Origin of the sequence: Blautia sp. JLR.GB0024 (assembly GCF_037000545.1) — a bacterium.
GTDB lineage: Bacteria > Bacillota > Clostridia > Lachnospirales > Lachnospiraceae > Blautia > Blautia celeris.
Map to the genome: position 1 here is coordinate 19,538 of NZ_JBANBF010000028.1, position 16,733 is coordinate 36,270.

Consider the following 16,733-nt stretch of genomic DNA (forward strand, 5'->3'; position numbering starts at 1 on the left):
AATGTTTGTATTTCTGTATATTTTGACATTATAATTTTATCCACCTCATAGTTTTACTTACATTTATATTATAATTACCTTTATTTACCGGTTTATTTTATGCTTTTTCACTATTTCAGGTGTTGTTTTTTGTCATTTTTAATCATATAATAGACATACATTGGATTTGTAATTATCTTCCAGACTTTACGCTTTAATGCAGAGGTGAACACATGATAAATATGCTTATTGTAGATGATGAATTATTAATGAGAAGAGGTCTTTCCTTCATCCCGTGGGAAAAAGCAGGTGTCTGTCTGATTGGTACAGCCTCCAGCGGTATGGAAGCATTAGAATTTATAAAAGAAAAAAAGGTACAGATACTTTTTACCGACATACAGATGCCGGATATCAACGGACTTGAATTGATCCGTGCTGCCAATCTGTTAGACCCCTCAATCCAGAGCGTACTTTTAACCGGTCATAATAATTTTAACTACGCAAAGGAAGCCATATCTCTTCATGTCTATGATTATATTTTAAAACCCTGTGACCCTGATGAGGTCCTGGAGATAATAGGCAGACTGGCTCAAAAAATTGAGGAAGAAAATCAGTATAAACAAATCAATGCAGATACTATTTCTGAAATTCAAAAACAGACACTTCAGAATACCCTTCTGCATATCTATACAAATCAAAATATCACCGGCAGTGAACTCCAGATACTGAAATCTTCCGGATTTTTCAACAATGGTATATATCTGGCTGCTCAGGGAGTATATAATTCCACCGATGCCGGGAAAATTGAATTGTTTTTTAAGAATCAGGATAACTCCTGTTTTTCTTTTGTTTATTTTTATCCTGCAAATAATAAAATCATTATCTTAATAAAAAGCAGTGAGCCCGGAGCCGCTGCAGAAGAACATGCTGCATCCTGGCTTCGTTCCCTGCAGGAAAAGCTTTTACAGGAATACGGCTGTACTATTTATATTGGTATGGGTAAAACGGCGTCATCCTTTCAGGATTTAACAGATATCTACAGGACTGCCACAGAATCCGCTGATTTATTCTTTTCGCATTCTGAGACAGAATTTATCTCTTATAACTCTGTCTGCGGCATATTAAATCAGGAAAGCAGTGAAAATATCTGTCATAAAATCCTATCCCAGCTGGAACAGCGTAATTATACCCTTATACAGGAATCCCTGGACGAACTGTCAGACTTCTATAAAGCTACATGGAATACTGCTGCCAGAATCCGTCTTACTATGATCGACCTCTGTCTTCTCGCTTCCAGCTTAGTTGCCCAAAAGAAAAATGAAGCATTTTCAGGTCTGACAGCGGAACAGCTTTTATCCATTAATCAGGCCGGTTCCCTGTCCGCTCTCATTAGCGGGACACTGAAGATACTCACCCACTGTATTGATGACCTGAACGGCACATCAGATACAGCATACCACCATATTGTAAAAGACTGTTTATCCTTTATAGAGACACACTACGCAGAAGATATCAATATAACAAAAGCTGCACTGGAAATCCATGTAAATGCTGACTATCTGGCACGTATATTAAAAAAGGAGTATGGCCTTCCCTTCAGCCAGATCTTAACAAATATCCGTCTGGAAAAAGCCTGTACTCTTTTATGTGATATGGACTTGTCTATCAGTGAAGTGTCCTGTCAGACAGGGTTCCGTGATTTCAGATACTTTGGGCAGGTATTTAAAAACCGTTATAAAATGACGCCAAGAGAATATAGGAAAACAGTGAAGAAAAAACCTGCAGATTAAACAGGAATTAGATGGAGATACCTATGAAGTGTAAAATATCAAAACGTTTGAAATCATTCCGGGACAGCATCTATCGAATCTCTGTACAGCATCTGGTCGCAGCCCTGCTGATCCTGCTGATCACGGTTTCCACGCTTGCCATAACCGGAATCAGTTATACCCTTTCCGAACAGATCATCAGTAAAAAAAATTCCAAATACTGCATTGATATTTTAAATGAAATCAGTACCAACATACATACAAAGTTAAAAGAAGTAGACAGCCTGACAACCTATATCTGTTATAATGAGACGGTACAGTCCCAGATAAATAAAATGAACCATGCCAGGGGTGACAGTTTTTTATACGAAAAGAAAATCCTGGAAAAAGAGCTGATCAATATGACAGTAGCCAATGAATCCCTAAAGGAAATGACTATTATGACAAGCAGCGGACAATCCGCCTGGATATCCCAGCCTTATCCGGAATTTTCATCTGCCTCCCCCATTCTTGATACACTCTATAGCCAGCAGGGAAGTCTCTGCTGGATAACCCTGGATAAAGAAGATACTCCCACAATAATAGCCGGCCGTACGATCAATGATTTGGGTGTACAGAAAATCATCGGTTATTTCCTCGTCCGCTTTGATGATAAACTTTTGACTGATATTCTGGAACAAAAAGAATATTTTAAAGACGGCAGCCTCTGTATCGTGGATGGCAAAGGCACCATTCTGTCCAGCAATCAGCCCGGAGAAAGAGGTAAGATGTATCCCTCTTTTCATCTGCTCACCGAAGCTACCGTAAGCAAAAAATTAGATGACTCCCAGGAATGGCTCACCTCCTGTATCATCCCCGGCTCAGAATGGAGACTTGTAAGCACAATCCCCAATATTTCCTATGAAAAAGAGATCATATGGCTTAGGGGATGTGTTATCATAATAGCCCTTGCCATGATCATAGTGGCAATCTTTATCTCCATTGCCATAACCAGACAATTATTTTTACCTCTGGACAAACTCTGCCAGATGATGAAATCTGTCGGTAAGGGTGACTTTAATGTATCCAAACCCGCTTATTATCAAAACGATATTGGGGTTCTGTATGATTATTTCATTGATATGGTAAAAGAAGTCCGGAATTTGATACAAACAACCAACCAACAGCAGCTCCTGCTGCAGAAAACAGAATTGAATTCCCTCCGGATGCAGATCAATCCGCATTTTATCTATAACACTCTGGAATCCATAAAATGGATTGCCTATATGAATGACAACAAAGAGATTGTCATTATGGTGAAAGCACTGGGTGATTTTATGAGAAGTAACATAAGCGGTCCTGAATTTATTACAATAGAAAAAGAGCTTGAGAATATCCACTGCTATCTAACCATACAAAAATTCAGATACAATGACAAGCTTGATGTCCGGATCGATATTCCCCCAGACCTGTACCATGCAAAAATCCCAAAGCTTCTTATACAGCCCCTCATAGAGAATTCTATTGTCCATGGTCTGGAACAAAAGGCCGGAGATGGGAAAATCATAATAAAAGGCATCCGTGAACAGGAGGATGTCATAATAGATATTATAGATAACGGTATAGGATTCTCAAAATTATCTCTCGAGAACCTGGACCTCGATTTTATCTCTCCTGAGGATACAAGAAAGAATGGCGGCCTTGGCATGAAAAATGTACATCAGCGTATTAAAATGTATTATGGCGAGTCCTATGGACTTAGTGTTACAAGCGAATATGGGATCAGGACCTGCGTCAGGATACGGATTCCGTACCAGGAATTATAAAATAAACGCACAGAAGGCAGCGGTTCTCCGCTGCCTTCCTTCTTTTGTCATCCCTGCACCTTTTCCCCGCAGAAATCACACTTTTTCACACTTCCCCTGTTCACTCTATTCAAAGCCCCGCAGTTCCTGCACTCCACAGTGATCATGGAAGTATTTCCCATACTGCTCATATCCTGTCCGTATACGTTCTTCCGGTTCTGGAAAATAAATTTCCCGGAGGAGGCATCATAGTAAGCGCCCTTTATGTAGCCTTTTCTCAGCATCTTCCTCAATCTTTTCGCAACCGCAGGCGCAGGTACTCCTGTTCTGAAAGACAGGTTCTTTACTGAACCCTCCGGATCAGAGGAGAGAATAGGGATATACTCCCTCAGTTCATGGATCAGCTTAAAGCGCAGAATGCCGTTTATAAACGCTGCTGCTGCTATTGCAGCCAATATATACAGTATTATAACAATATCCAGCTCCGTCTGTCCGTCCCCGGTACTGTACAGTGCAGTTGCACCAAAGACAAATCCCCCGGCAAAACCTCCTGCCACCTCCAGAACTCCTACCATCTGATTAAAGATAACTGCCCCTCTGACATATACAATGTCCTGTTTTTCTTCCATCCCCGATCCTCCTGGTATCTGTTTATTATTATCTATCCCAATAATTTGAGCTTGTCCTTCCTCGAAAGCCGTTTTATCTCCCACTCTCTGCGCATGGCCTCCTCCTTCGTCACAAATGACTCGTAGTAGGCCAGCTCAACGGGAAGTCTGGACTTTGTGTATTTTGCCCCTTTTCCGGCGTTGTGGCATTTGATACGTCTCTCCAGGTCATTGGTCCACCCGGTATACAGAGTGCCGTCGCCGCATTTCAGGATGTAAGTATAATTCATGATAATTTCCTGACCTGCCTTCTATGTAATGGCACCGCACCTGCCAATGGCAAATACGGCACCTCTATTTCAAAGCTGCCGATGAAAAAAAGTATTTTTCCCATTTGCGGAAATTCGGATAATTCCGCAGAGGAACAGTGATACACTGTTCTTTTATTAACCCTGTAGAAATATAATCGGCTGCGGATTTTCTTTTCCGCATAGTTTATTATACTCTAAAGCCTCGTAAATGTGAATACAGGGACTGCCAAACCGGCAGTCCCTGTAAAAAGAATGTTACTGTTCACTGTGTGAACAGTGACAAAAGAATCTCTGATTTGCTGTTATTTCAAAAGATATACATTAGTGAAATACACACCAAGGTTATTTCCGCGATTATGGTCATTGACAAAGACATCAATATGATTTCCTTTAATCGCGCCGCCGCAGTCAGATGCGGTAAATATATGTCCGTTAATAATAACTCTTGTTCCGTAAGGAATAATTGTCGGGTCAACTGCTATGGTATCACCCTCCACGAGAGGTGCCCCTGTGGATGTGACGCCTGCCCACTGATCATTACAGCATGCACCGCCGCAGTAATGTGTAATCTTATAGGTACCCAGGCATTCACCGTACTGGTCTGAAGTTGCATTGATCTCATCAATATCGCTTCCGTAGAATCCGTATGTATCATCCAGAACTCTGGTTGCCCAAACTGCATTCGCAGTATTTACATTACCTACTATGATTCCCACACGGCTGTTGGCTGCTTCCACAGTCATTCCGTCACCTGCATACATAACTACATGGTAAATCTCGCTTCCGTTGGAATAGAAGATCAAATCGCCGGGCTGTGCTTCGTCAACCGGTATCTGTGTACCGTAATAAGCCTGGTCCTCCGCAACTCTCGGAAGGTCATAACCATACTGCGCGTAAATACTCTGAACAAAACCGGAGCAGTCCGCACCGTCTGTGAGGCTGGTACCGCCCCACACATAAGGATTGCCTACGAACTGGGATGCGAATTCCAGAATAGACTGTCTCAGTGCACCACCGGGAACTCCGCCCTTTGTAGACGTGATCGTGTAGTAGCATGCACTGTTTTCTTCCGGTTTTACCAGCTCTGAAGCTGTCTCCAGATTCTCTTCACCGTGCTCTTCTATAAATTTGTTCGCCTCTTCGTCAAGATAAAGAGAAGTTTTCTTGATAAATCCTCTTACATCTCCGGACTCTACATATACCCAATCCTTGTCTTTGTCGGCAAGAATGTAACATATATTATCCAGATTCAGGTTGCCGATGACGCGGCTCTTATCGTTCTGTGATTCATGAATGGTTCCAAGTAAAGATTTGCATACTGCATAATCTTTTGAAACAACTGTTGTCCTGACAGTTGTCTTTGTATAAAGAAATGCTTTATTTTCCAGCGGCGAAATTAATTCTTTTGCTACTTTAAATTCTTCAACAGTTACCTTTTTCTCAGCTGTCTTATTCTTCTCTTCAGCTTCCTGCTTTTCTTTTGCTTTTGCATCTGCTATATTCTGTGCTTCCTCACCTGTTAAAAGCTTTGATTTCAGCACAAAACCTCTGACTGTTCCTGATTCTATGTATACCCATGTTCCATCGTCTGTGTCAATATTCTGCTCTTCCTCTTCACTTCCAAGATGGAGTTTTAATCCATCATTGCTGAGAAGGTAGCAGACACCATCTTTATCCAGTGTTCCGATCACTCTTGCCTGTTCGGATTTCTCCTCATAGACATTCAGATTCTCCAGAGCAAATGCATAAACTTTTCGGATTGTACGGAAACGGAAATTCTCCTTGATGTCCGGCATAACAAAATTCTGCTGGCTGTCTATTAGATTATCGCTTGCCTCCGCATCCTGTGCCGGTTCTTCTGCAGGTGCCTCAGGCTCCACCGGTGCTTCTGCTGGCGGCTGCTCAGGCTCCGTCGGGGTATCCGGTGTAACAGGAGTATCCGGGGTATTGGGATCGTCCGGGGTATCCGGGTCTGGATTGTCCGGGGTATCCGGTTTGTCTGGGTCCGGTTTGTCCGGAGTATCCGGGTTTTCTGGATCGGGATTGTCCGGGGTATCCGGGTTTTCTGGATCGGGATTGTCCGGGGTATCCGGGTTTTCTGGGTCTGGATTGTCCGGGGTATCCGGGTTTTCTGAATCGGGATTGTCCGGGGTATCCGGGTTTTCTGGGTCCGGATTGTCCGGATTATCTGGATTATCCGGGTTCTCTGGGTTCTCAGGATCATTCGGATCTGGATTGTCTGGGTTCTCGGGATTCGCCGGATCTTTCGGTTTTTCAGTTTTTTCCTGATCTTTTATACTTGCAGAATCCACATCCTCAGGCGTTTCAATTGTATTCGTTCCAACCTTTGTCATATCGCTGGCCAAAACAGCGGATGGTGTTACCATTGTCAGCACCACTGTCACTGCCACGACTCTGCTCAATCTTTTTAAATGCATAGAACTCCTTCCATTCCGTCTTATTCCTGCTGCAAAAAAGCATAAATTTCCTTATACTTTGTATTTTCCCACCATTCTTTTCCAATGTCAACAGCAAAATAAAAATTCACTAAAAATTCAAACAAACTGATAAAAAATTTACATTGTATACAAATTCTCTTCTCTTACTTTAAAATATATCATTTTTGAGGTTTCACAAAGCATTACCATATGCCTTTTTTTATTTTTATTTCTATGTAAATGAAATATTTTTCAATCCGCATACCAATTTTTCTCCTCACAGCGCAATCTCTCTTCAAAAAACCCGGAACCAAAAAAAACCATTTCAAAACAGATAATCTGCTTTGAAATGGTTTTTACTTTTTACGGCAGGTACTGGATAGGATCCAGCGGGCTTCCGTCTTTCTTCAGTTCAAAATAAAGGTTTGCACCCTCTTTTGTATAATATTTTGTAGGCTCATTGACATAGCCAAGTGTTGCTCCGGCCTCTACATACTGCTCCGGCTGGAAAGCTACATCTTTTAACTGGCCGTAAATTGCCTGGTATCCATTGCCCAGGTCAACCGTTACGGTTGTTCCGGTCTCAACGCTCTCCTCAACAGAGACTACCTGTCCGTTCGCAACGGATGCAACCGGTGTATCGACCTCTGAGGAGATTGCGATTGCAGGGCTGTATTTATATTCGTTCAGAGTGGGGAAATAAACGGTGTGTTCCATATCATAGTCAATGACTACCTGTCCGCTTACCGGCCACTCCATAAGAGAGCTCTCTGTAAAGTTCACATCCGGAGCCATTGCTGCTGCCTGGTTGTCCACCTCTGCAGATGCATCCTGCGTATCAGCTTCCGGCTGCGTATTCTCTGCTGCGGAAGCGTCTGCGGATTCATTCTGCTCTTCTGCAGGCTCCTGCACTGCTTCTGCCTGTGTATCTGCCTCTTCCGGCACTTCTCTGGTACCCTCAACCTGAGTGGTGTTGGCATCCTGGGATTCCTCCTCAGGTTTCTCCTCTGTTGTCATTGCCTCGTCAGAAGGATTCTCCTCATTCTTGACAAGTTCCTTTTCATTCGGTGTGCTCTTACTCCCGGACTGATATACAGCCGCACATGTTACTACTATGGCCAGCACTAAAAAACTGCTGAGAGCCACGCGGATTTTGTTTCTTTTACTCATATTCTTCACCTCAACCTATAGTGGAGCATCCGCCCCTTTTGTTTTCATCTATAGGATTGCCAGAATATGTGAACTTATACATAATTTTAAAATTCCACGCGGCATCTCTTCAATTCCCTATCTCTTTTAATTTTAATTCAGGGAAAAAATAATTCAGGATTTCTTCATATTTTTTCTTCTTCCCTGCCATCTTCCGGGCTGTATACTGGCTCAAACCCACTCCGTGTCCAATCCCCTTACAGAGAAAACGTACCTCGTTCTCCAGTGTCTGAACCGTAAAACAGGAGGATGGAAGGTTCAGGATCTCTTTTAGCTTTTCCCCCTGGAATTCCTGGTTTCCCACATTGATTTCCAGTACATATCCCGCGCTGTCTGCATTTTTTATCTCGATCTCTCCTATATTTTCAATGGAAAATCCCGGATATGTCTTCTGTATCTGCTTCTTTAGATCCTCCAGGGAAAAATAGCATCCCTGTATGTAGGTAGAACTGTTGATATCTTCTGAAGTATCCACAGAAGGCGCATAGGAGTAGGCTTCCCCGAGAACCTCTGAGGCATCTCTGGTCTTCCCCTGGCTCAGCTCATGATAGGGAAGTTCCACCACATCCCCATCCTTCATAAGCACCTGATCTCTGGTATCTGCTGCTGCGTCCTGGAACTTCTGGAACTGCTCCAGGAACAGATCATCCATTTTTCTCCTTTTGAGTGCCTGGGACGCATTTTGAATCGTACCGGCTGCCGTTCCCTTTTTCCACTCCAGATAGAGATTATTCCTGGCAATGACTGTCTGGGCCTTTATGGCTTCGCGGGGCGCATCCCAGGATATCTGGGATGCAGTCACAGCCGGAATATAATCTTCCATATCGGATTCCCTGGATACAGGGCATGCTTTTCTCCCGCATATGATCACTGTCAAAAGATACGGCAGTAAAAACAACATGATAATTCCGGAAATCCCCGGACCTTTTCCTGCTTTCATACAAAACCCGGCTGATTTCTTTCTTTTATTATATGAATCGGCAATCTCGTCCCATGCCTCATTGCCTGATACTCTATTTTTTTATGATCAGCACAGGAATCGGAGGATTATTTTCCCTGTTATAGTATGTGCTCAAAATGACAACATATTTCCTGCTGTCCAAACGTTTCAGCATATCCAGAATCTTATCCCTCTCCTCAAAACCGGTATCACCTCCGCTGTAGATACACAGACTCATGACACCACCTTTTTTCAGCAGCTCCAGACCGCTTAAAATGGCCCTCAGACTGTTTTCCGGCTGTGTGGCAAGCATATGGTCACCGCCCGGCAGATATCCGAAATTAAAGAAGATACCATCAACGGTTTCCTTCTGCTGATAAAGCCCCATATTGGTGTGGCTGTCCAGAATCAGACTCGCCCGCTCTCTGACACCGTTTTCCTCCAGCAGCTTTTCAGTGGCTTCCAGGGCCTGCTGCTGGATATCAAAGGCTGTCACATGTCCGGTCTTACCTGCCATCCTGCACAGAAAAAGTGTGTCATTTCCATTTCCCATGGTGGCATCAATATAGTTACCGCCGGTTACTGCCTGCATTTTAAAGCTCTCATGGCACCATTCCGTAATCTGATAAGATTTCATCTCTTTTACTTTGTGCTGGCTTCCAGAGCCTGTGCCAGGTCTTCGATAATATCATCCACATTTTCAATGCCCACAGACAGGCGGATCATTCCCGGAGAAACGCCTGCTGCCACAAGCTGCTCATCATTTAACTGTCTGTGCGTATGACTTGCAGGATGCAGCACACTTGTTCTTGCATCTGCCACATGTGTCACAATAGCTGCCAGCTTCAGGCTGTCCATGAATTTGACTGCTGCTTCCCTTCCGTCTTTTAATTCAAAGGAGATAACACCGCAGGTGCCCTTCGGCATATATTTTTTAGCCAGCTCATAGTATTTGTCTCCCGGAAGTCCGGCATAATTTACATGCCCCACCAAAGGATGCTCATTTAAAAATTCCGCTACCTTCTGGGCATTATAGCAGTGACGCTCCACGCGCAGCGCCAGGGATTCCAGGCTGGCATTCAGCATAAAACAGTTTGTAGGTGATGGGATGGCTCCCAGATCGCGCATAAGCTGTGCATTGATCTTCATAATATACGCCGCTTTTCCAAACTGCTTTGTATATACAACCCCGTGATAAGATTCATCCGGTCTTGTCAGTCCGTGGAATTTATCACCATATGCGTCCCAGTCGAAATTACCGCTGTCCACAATGGCTCCGCCTACCTGCATTGCATGTCCGTCCATGTATTTTGTTGTGGAATGCGTCACAATATCAGCGCCCCACTCAAAAGGACGGCAGTTTACCGGTGTTGCAAATGTATTGTCTACAATCAGCGGTACTCCATGGGCATGTGCCAGACCGGCAAATTTCTCAATATCCAGCACAACAAGAGCCGGATTGGCAATCGTCTCAGCAAATACAGCCTTGGTGTTGGGTTTAAACGCTTTTTCCAGCTCTTCTTCAGAGGCATCTGCATCCACAAAAGTACATTCAATTCCCATCTTCTTAGCAGTCACGCCCAGCAGATTCAATGTGCCGCCATAGATAGCAGACGCACAGATCACATGGTCCCCTGCCTCGCAGATATTAAATACAGCATAAAATGTAGCTGCCTGCCCTGATGAGGTAAGCACACCTGCCACACCGCCTTCCAAGTCAGCGATCTTAGCTGCCACCAGATCATTGGTGGGATTCTGGCATCTTGTATAGAAATAGCCATTGTCCTTCAGATCAAAGAGACGTCCCATCTCCTCAGTCGTGTCATATTTAAATGTTGTACTCTGATAAATCGGCAGGATTCTCGGCTCACCCTTTTTCGGTTTCCATCCGGACTGCACACATTTGGTTTCAATACGAAATTCTTTATCCATTGTTCTTTCCCCTTTTCATAAAATATAGTAACAGCCCAGGTATCTGAACTGTTACCAAAAATCCATAACCTTTATATGTGGTTCATTTTACCACGATTCTTCCCGTCAGCCAACAGAAACTTTAGAGTGTTGGGGGGTACAAACACGCCCCGGCTGAGCAACTGCTGTTATCCATCATTTCCGGTAATGCTTCTGTCCGTACAGAACAACTGCCAGGAATAAAATAATACCAACAGCCAGAACGATCAGTATCTGTGCCTGTTTCATAGGATATTTCCATGCGCAGATTCCCAATGCCAGCATGTCAAGTCCTATGATACTCACACCGCCTCCGATGGTCACCATGAACTTTCTCTCATTTTCAGGCGACACGCCGCTTGAGAACCGTTCTCTCACCATAGAAGGCTTTCCTTTTACTGCCATAAAGATGCCTGTCAGTATCACAATACAGGCAATAATCACCATCATCAAAGACTGTCTGTCCATATATTACCTCCCTTTTCAGAACTTATCCTTTCCGCTCTTATAATACTTTACAAACACGATGAGGAACCATGCGGGAAGGACCAGGCCTTTCAGCACACAGGAGAGACTCAGAGTCCACCACACACCATTCAGCCCAAGAGCCGTGGCCGAAAGCAGCATAGCGACCGGTATCCTGAGTGTGTTGAAAAGAATCCCTGTGACAGACGGCGGCACAGTCTTTCCAAATCCCTGAAATGCCCCGGCTGTGGTGATCTCCATACACATGAAAAATTCCGAAATACCTATGATTCTCAGATAGTCAACTCCCATCGGAAGGACATCCTTCTCTGTAATAAAAATACGGAAGAAAAATTCCGGGAAAGCGATGAGTATAAAGCTGGTAAATACTCCCCACAAAGCCATGATCCCCATAGCTGTCTTATATCCCTTCTTAATCCTCTCTTTTTTCCCCGCCCCATAGTTCTGGGCCACAAACGCATTTACAGCTGTTGAAAATCCGCCTGCAGCCATCCATGAAATAGATTCAATCTGGCTTCCGACCTTCTGCACCGCCACAGCCGCATCCCCCCATCCCGCGATCAGACGGGCTATCACCATGGAAATTCCGGAAAACAACGCATCCTGTATGGCAGAGGGAAATCCAATTCTCACAATCTCACGCACATGCTGCTTTTCCGCCTTCTGTGTCAAACGAATGTGCCGGAAGATCACCGGCTCATTCCAGACCGTTGCAAGATACAGGATAAACACAATGATCTGTGCCAATACAGTGGCAAGCGCCGCACCTGTCACCTCCATTTTGGGAAGAGGACCAATTCCAAAGATCAAAACAGGGTCCATTACAATATTTATGACCAGACCAATGGTGGTGGCCCTGAAAGTAGCCATGGTATTGCCCATAGCAGCCAAAATACCTGTAAAAACCTGATTCAGGAATGAAAACACGATTGCTCCGCAGGTGATCACAAGATACATTTTGGCGTCATGTATAACATCCGGGCTGTTCAGCTTAAAAAACCCGATCAGCGGTCCTGAAAACAGCACACTGATAATCCCATACAAAATCCCCAGAAGCATTCCCATGCGAATAGAACCTCTGGCATAGTCTATGGCAGCCTCCTTGTCCATAGCCCCAAGGGACTGCCCCACAGTGACCTGTCCGCCCATTCTCGGTATGGTTGTGATACCGTTTGCCAGCCACATATACATACCGGCTGCCCCAACGGCTGCTACCGCGTTACTGCTGACGCGTCCGATCCAGATCATATCGACCAGATTGTACGCCATCTGTATTAATGATGTTCCCATAATAGGGAACGCTAATTTTGCCAGGGAACCTGCGATAGGTCCCTCCAGCAAATCCACATTTCTTTTCATTTTTCTTTTAAATCCCCCAGTTTCAGACTTTAAACTCTATACTAACAGACAATGAAAAAACCTGCAACCTCCTGCAAATACAACGACACATGTTTTCAACAGAAAAATCATTTTCCATACATGTTATCCACAATCTATTCAGATATCCACATATAAATCCTTTATAAATCAACATTACATCATGGTATGCTTCATTACTGATCACAACATTACCATTGTATCGCATAGAAAACCATTTTGCACTCTTTCTTTCTGATTTTTTTTATGTTACTCTTATATAAAATCAGAAAACCGGGGGAACAAAAAATGAAGGAAAAAATATATACCATACCGCTGATGGACGCATTCCGCGCTGACGATGAATGCCCCTTTTGTTTTATTGAAAAGAATCTGGAACAGCACGCCATGGATTTTGTCCTTGGCTCCGGCGCCTCCTATATGGAAGACGATGTGCGGGCGGAGACAGATAAACTTGGATTCTGCCATGAACACTATAAAAAAATGTTTGATTACGGAAACCGCCTCGGCTGCGGACTGATCCTCACCACACACTTTAAGAAAAAAAATGAGGAGTTAAAACAGCAGATCAAAATGTTTTCTCCAGGAAAAGCATCCATGCTGGGACATTTTAAAAAGGCAAAACTGGATGCAGACAATCCCAAGACAAATATCGGAACCTGGGTAAAGGAACAGAATCAAAGCTGCTATATCTGTGACTACTATCAAAATACATATGTCCGCTATCTTGACACCTTCTTTGAACTGTACAGGAAAAATCCTGAATTCACAGATTTGTTCAAAAACAGCAAAGGTTTCTGCCTCTCCCATTTCGGTGACCTTGTGGAAACTGCAGAGTCCCTTCTCTCTGATAAAGAGAAGGCTTCCTTTTATGAAATTCTCTTCCCCCTCATGACTGACAACATGCAGAGGGTCACAGATGATCTTGAATGGTTCTGTGACAAGTTTGACTACCGCAACAAGGATGCGGACTGGAAAAACTCCAGAGACGCCATTCAGCGTGGAATGCAGAAGGCCGGAAGCGGTTATCCCGCTGACCCGCCGTATAAAGCTGACAGATAACGAAAAGGGACAGGCCTATGCGCCTGTCCCTCTGTCATGTTCGGAAAGTAATTATCTGAAGTGTATGGTAAACTCTTCCCCTGCCTGTTTAAAATCATTACTAAGCCTTCCGCTCTGCTCCGGGAATTTGACCGCATATGGTGTCAGATAAAGTTCTGCGGCCTCATCGCTTAGATTTCCATTTTGAATCGTAGAAATATTTAGTCTTCCTACGCCGTCACTCCATCTGGAAAGTGTAAATTCCACAGCGTTTCCACAGTCGTCAAACCCTTTCAGAACAAGATCATAGTCACATTCTCCTGTGGATGTTGAGAAATAGATTTTCTGCCCAAGAGCATTATCTGTCATTTTATTCAGATATACTTCTGTTCCATCCTCCAGTGTAAATGTTTCGTCAAGCTCCACTGTATTTGTACTCTGGGCAAGCTCCTCACCGGAAGATGAAAATTCAAAATCCCATGTTTTGCCCATATTATCATAATCTACAAACTGTATCTCAAAATCAAGTGTCTGAGATAAATCCACATCCTTGCTGATGTCACACTCAGAAATAGATACAATTGTTTTGTCTCCTTCCTGCTTTTCTCCGCCGGAGGCGCCATCAGAGACAGACTTTCCATTGATATATACATGGACTCCTATAATCGATTTGTTCTCATCCGTAATCTTTTCATCATATTCTCTGGTGCTGGATACTACAATCTCATCCTCATTTAGAATGACCTCATTGAGCGTCACTGTTATTCCGTTCGCGGTCACTGACTTTCCGACTACCGTCTTATATGGTTCCAAATTCTTTTTAATTCCAAGAATAGATGCAATGTCATAAGAAATAGATTTTACTGCTGCCTGGACAACATAATGCAGCGGAGCACTTCCCACTCCCACTGCCAGGACCACTGCGGCTGCGCAGACTGCAGCAATTGGTTTCCACCTTTTTTTCTTTTTCCCTGTACCCATAATATTTTTTGCAGCAGCTTTTTTCCAGCGCTTGTTTTCCATATCATTAGTTTCTTTTATTTTGTAATTCCCCATATCTGTCTTAACGTCATTTAACAATTCATATATATTACTGCTCATAACTTTTCTCTCCTTTCTGAGTGGAAAACAGTTTCCTGATTTTCCGTCTTCCCCTGGAAACTCTGTTATATATCACATCTTTCTTCATGCCCGTCTGCCGGCTGACCTCCTCCGGTTCCATTTCCTCCACATAGAGCTTCATAAACAACTCTCGGTCCTCAGGACTCAGACAGCTGAGCATCTCTTCCATCTCCTCAGACAGCTCTTCCTCAATCATCTTCATCTGCTCCCTGTCCTCCTCTCCGGCAGTCACATCCTCCAGATTTTCTGTCTGTATCCTTTTCAGATACTTCCGCTTGTAGTCAATCGCTTTATACCTGGCGATACCTGCGATCCAGTTCACAAAGCTGCTTCTCATAGGCCTGTAGGACTCTATATTCTCCCACACAGCCAGAAACACATCATTGATACATTCCTCCTGGTAATCCTGCAATGAAAACAAGTGCTTCTTTACAATAGATTTTACAATACGTCCATAATTGTCAATTACATATTCTAGAGCTTTCTCGTTCCGGAACTTTAACTGCTCTACAAAATTATCTTCATTTATTTTCATAAGCTTTCACCCGATTCTCTTTTTACTAACGGCCGTTACACTATATACTTCGTATCCTGCCAACTGATTTCTATCCATATATGAAGAAAAAATAAAAAACTTTTTCACATTTCTTTTACTATTTCATCACAGAATCATCACATTTACAATGTATATTAGTATTTGAACAAAGCCAATAAGACTTTTTTCAAAATCTTTTTCTTTTTCATATGCCGGTATTCCCTTATACCGGCTCTCCTTCTTTTTATATTTTTATAAAAGTAGACATGAAAATAAGAGGCCATAATCTATCCCCCCTCAAGGTTATGGCTTCTTATTTTCTGTGTAAAAATATATTCTGCGCTCAGCGCGTTTTCCATCCGAACTTTTTTTGTACAATAAAAAACAGCTCAAATACAGAATATCTGAATTTGAACTGTCTCACAGTGAAGCATCGGGGATTCGAACCCCGGACAACTTGATTAAAAGTCAAGTGCTCTACCAACTGAGCTAATGCTCCATATTCAATTATCAAACTAATAGGCAATAAAAATGCCCAGAGCCGGAATCGAACCAGCGACACGAGGATTTTCAGTCCTCTGCTCTACCAACTGAGCTATCTGGGCGTAAAACTTGAGTAGCGGGGACAGGATTTGAACCTGTGACCTTCGGGTTATGAGCCCGACGAGCTTCCAGACTGCTCCACCCCGCGTTATTAATTTATAACAGCAATAAAAATAATTACTGAAAAGCCGATGATCGGACTCGAACCGATAACCTGCTGATTACAAATCAGCTGCTCTGCCAATTGAGCCACATCGGCATATTCACTTTGAAGTCTAATCTTATCAGCTAGAGTGGACGGTGGTGGATTCGAACCACCGAAGCAATTTGCAGCAGATTTACAGTCTGTCCCCTTTGGCCACTCGGGAAACCGTCCAAAAATGGGACCTATAGGGCTCGAACCTATGACCCTCTGCTTGTAAGGCAGATGCTCTCCCAGCTGAGCTAAGATCCCATTATATTTTATTATTTTCTTTTTCAAGAAAATAACGACCCAGAAGAGACTCGAACTCTCGACCTCCGCCGTGACAGGGCGGCGCTCTAACCAACTGAGCCACTGGGCCATCACGAAGGTATATACCTTCAAAACCGCATATACAAAACTCAAAAACCTTTTTTCAACTCCGCCGTTTGCATTTTCA

General features: G+C 43.4%; 14 protein-coding genes and 7 tRNA genes. 3 read left to right on the forward strand and 18 right to left on the reverse strand.

Annotated features, from left to right (window positions below):
* Positions 1-212: 212 nt before the first annotated feature.
* Positions 213-1,769, forward strand: a complete 1,557-nt coding sequence (locus tag V8Q34_RS26570) for a response regulator transcription factor (protein WP_033141637.1) — start codon at positions 213-215, stop codon at positions 1,767-1,769.
* A 23-nt stretch (positions 1,770-1,792) separates the two neighbouring features.
* Positions 1,793-3,553 carry a cache domain-containing sensor histidine kinase gene (locus tag V8Q34_RS26575; protein ID WP_033141636.1) on the forward strand — a complete coding sequence of 587 codons (1,761 nt, stop codon included), beginning with the start codon at positions 1,793-1,795 and terminating at the stop codon, positions 3,551-3,553.
* 47 nt (positions 3,554-3,600) lie between these two features.
* Here V8Q34_RS26575 and V8Q34_RS26580 read toward each other — a convergent pair whose 3' ends face one another.
* From V8Q34_RS26580 to V8Q34_RS26620, 9 genes are all read right to left on the reverse strand, one after another.
* Positions 3,601-4,161 (reverse strand): hypothetical protein, encoded by a 561-nt coding sequence (locus tag V8Q34_RS26580; protein ID WP_033141635.1) that lies wholly within the window; start codon positions 4,159-4,161, stop codon positions 3,601-3,603.
* A gap of 32 nt (positions 4,162-4,193) precedes the next feature.
* The gene (locus V8Q34_RS26585; protein WP_033141634.1) at positions 4,194-4,430 is read right to left on the reverse strand and encodes a GIY-YIG nuclease family protein; all 237 of its coding nucleotides are present in this window, start codon (positions 4,428-4,430) and stop codon (positions 4,194-4,196) included.
* A 323-nt stretch (positions 4,431-4,753) separates the two neighbouring features.
* The gene (locus tag V8Q34_RS26590; protein WP_335836608.1) at positions 4,754-6,889 is read right to left on the reverse strand and encodes a C40 family peptidase; all 2,136 of its coding nucleotides are present in this window, start codon (positions 6,887-6,889) and stop codon (positions 4,754-4,756) included.
* Positions 6,890-7,252: 363 nt separating this feature from the next.
* Positions 7,253-8,059 carry a murein hydrolase activator EnvC family protein gene (locus V8Q34_RS26595; RefSeq protein ID WP_033141632.1) on the reverse strand — a complete coding sequence of 269 codons (807 nt, stop codon included), beginning with the start codon at positions 8,057-8,059 and terminating at the stop codon, positions 7,253-7,255.
* Between the two features lie 109 nt (positions 8,060-8,168).
* The gene (locus V8Q34_RS26600) at positions 8,169-9,038 is read right to left on the reverse strand and encodes a SpoIID/LytB domain-containing protein (RefSeq protein ID WP_033141631.1); all 870 of its coding nucleotides are present in this window, start codon (positions 9,036-9,038) and stop codon (positions 8,169-8,171) included.
* A 73-nt stretch (positions 9,039-9,111) separates the two neighbouring features.
* Positions 9,112-9,675, reverse strand: a complete 564-nt coding sequence (locus tag V8Q34_RS26605; protein WP_033141630.1) for a tRNA (mnm(5)s(2)U34)-methyltransferase — start codon at positions 9,673-9,675, stop codon at positions 9,112-9,114.
* 5 nt (positions 9,676-9,680) lie between these two features.
* A complete protein-coding gene (locus V8Q34_RS26610; RefSeq protein ID WP_033141629.1) occupies positions 9,681-10,970 on the reverse strand; it encodes an O-acetylhomoserine aminocarboxypropyltransferase/cysteine synthase family protein in 1,290 nt (429 codons plus the stop codon).
* Between the two features lie 174 nt (positions 10,971-11,144).
* On the reverse strand, positions 11,145-11,456 hold the full coding sequence (locus V8Q34_RS26615; protein ID WP_054351530.1) for a hypothetical protein: 312 nt from the start codon (positions 11,454-11,456) through the stop codon (positions 11,145-11,147).
* A gap of 15 nt (positions 11,457-11,471) precedes the next feature.
* Positions 11,472-12,833 carry an MATE family efflux transporter gene (locus V8Q34_RS26620; protein WP_186971103.1) on the reverse strand — a complete coding sequence of 454 codons (1,362 nt, stop codon included), beginning with the start codon at positions 12,831-12,833 and terminating at the stop codon, positions 11,472-11,474.
* Positions 12,834-13,139: 306 nt separating this feature from the next.
* Here V8Q34_RS26620 and V8Q34_RS26625 point away from each other — a divergent pair, with 306 nt between their 5' ends.
* Positions 13,140-13,913, forward strand: coding sequence for a DUF6062 family protein (locus V8Q34_RS26625; protein WP_033141626.1), 774 nt, complete (start codon positions 13,140-13,142; stop codon positions 13,911-13,913).
* Between the two features lie 51 nt (positions 13,914-13,964).
* Here V8Q34_RS26625 and V8Q34_RS26630 read toward each other — a convergent pair whose 3' ends face one another.
* The 9 genes from V8Q34_RS26630 to V8Q34_RS26670 form a co-directional block, all read right to left on the reverse strand.
* A complete protein-coding gene (locus tag V8Q34_RS26630) occupies positions 13,965-14,993 on the reverse strand; it encodes a DUF4179 domain-containing protein (protein WP_335836609.1) in 1,029 nt (342 codons plus the stop codon).
* A complete protein-coding gene (locus V8Q34_RS26635) occupies positions 14,983-15,549 on the reverse strand; it encodes a sigma-70 family RNA polymerase sigma factor (protein WP_033141624.1) in 567 nt (188 codons plus the stop codon). Before V8Q34_RS26635 ends, V8Q34_RS26630 begins: the two co-directional genes overlap by 11 nt.
* Positions 15,550-15,975: 426 nt before the next feature.
* Positions 15,976-16,048 (reverse strand) — tRNA-Lys (locus V8Q34_RS26640).
* Positions 16,049-16,081: 33 nt separating this feature from the next.
* Positions 16,082-16,154 (reverse strand) — tRNA-Phe (locus V8Q34_RS26645).
* A 12-nt stretch (positions 16,155-16,166) separates the two neighbouring features.
* Positions 16,167-16,240: transfer RNA gene (locus V8Q34_RS26650), tRNA-Met, on the reverse strand.
* A 38-nt stretch (positions 16,241-16,278) separates the two neighbouring features.
* A tRNA-Thr gene (locus V8Q34_RS26655) sits at positions 16,279-16,351 on the reverse strand.
* A 35-nt stretch (positions 16,352-16,386) separates the two neighbouring features.
* Positions 16,387-16,468, reverse strand: a tRNA-Tyr gene (locus V8Q34_RS26660).
* A 5-nt stretch (positions 16,469-16,473) separates the two neighbouring features.
* Positions 16,474-16,546, reverse strand: a tRNA-Val gene (locus V8Q34_RS26665).
* Between the two features lie 35 nt (positions 16,547-16,581).
* Positions 16,582-16,655 (reverse strand) — tRNA-Asp (locus V8Q34_RS26670).
* Positions 16,656-16,733: the final 78 nt, after the last annotated feature.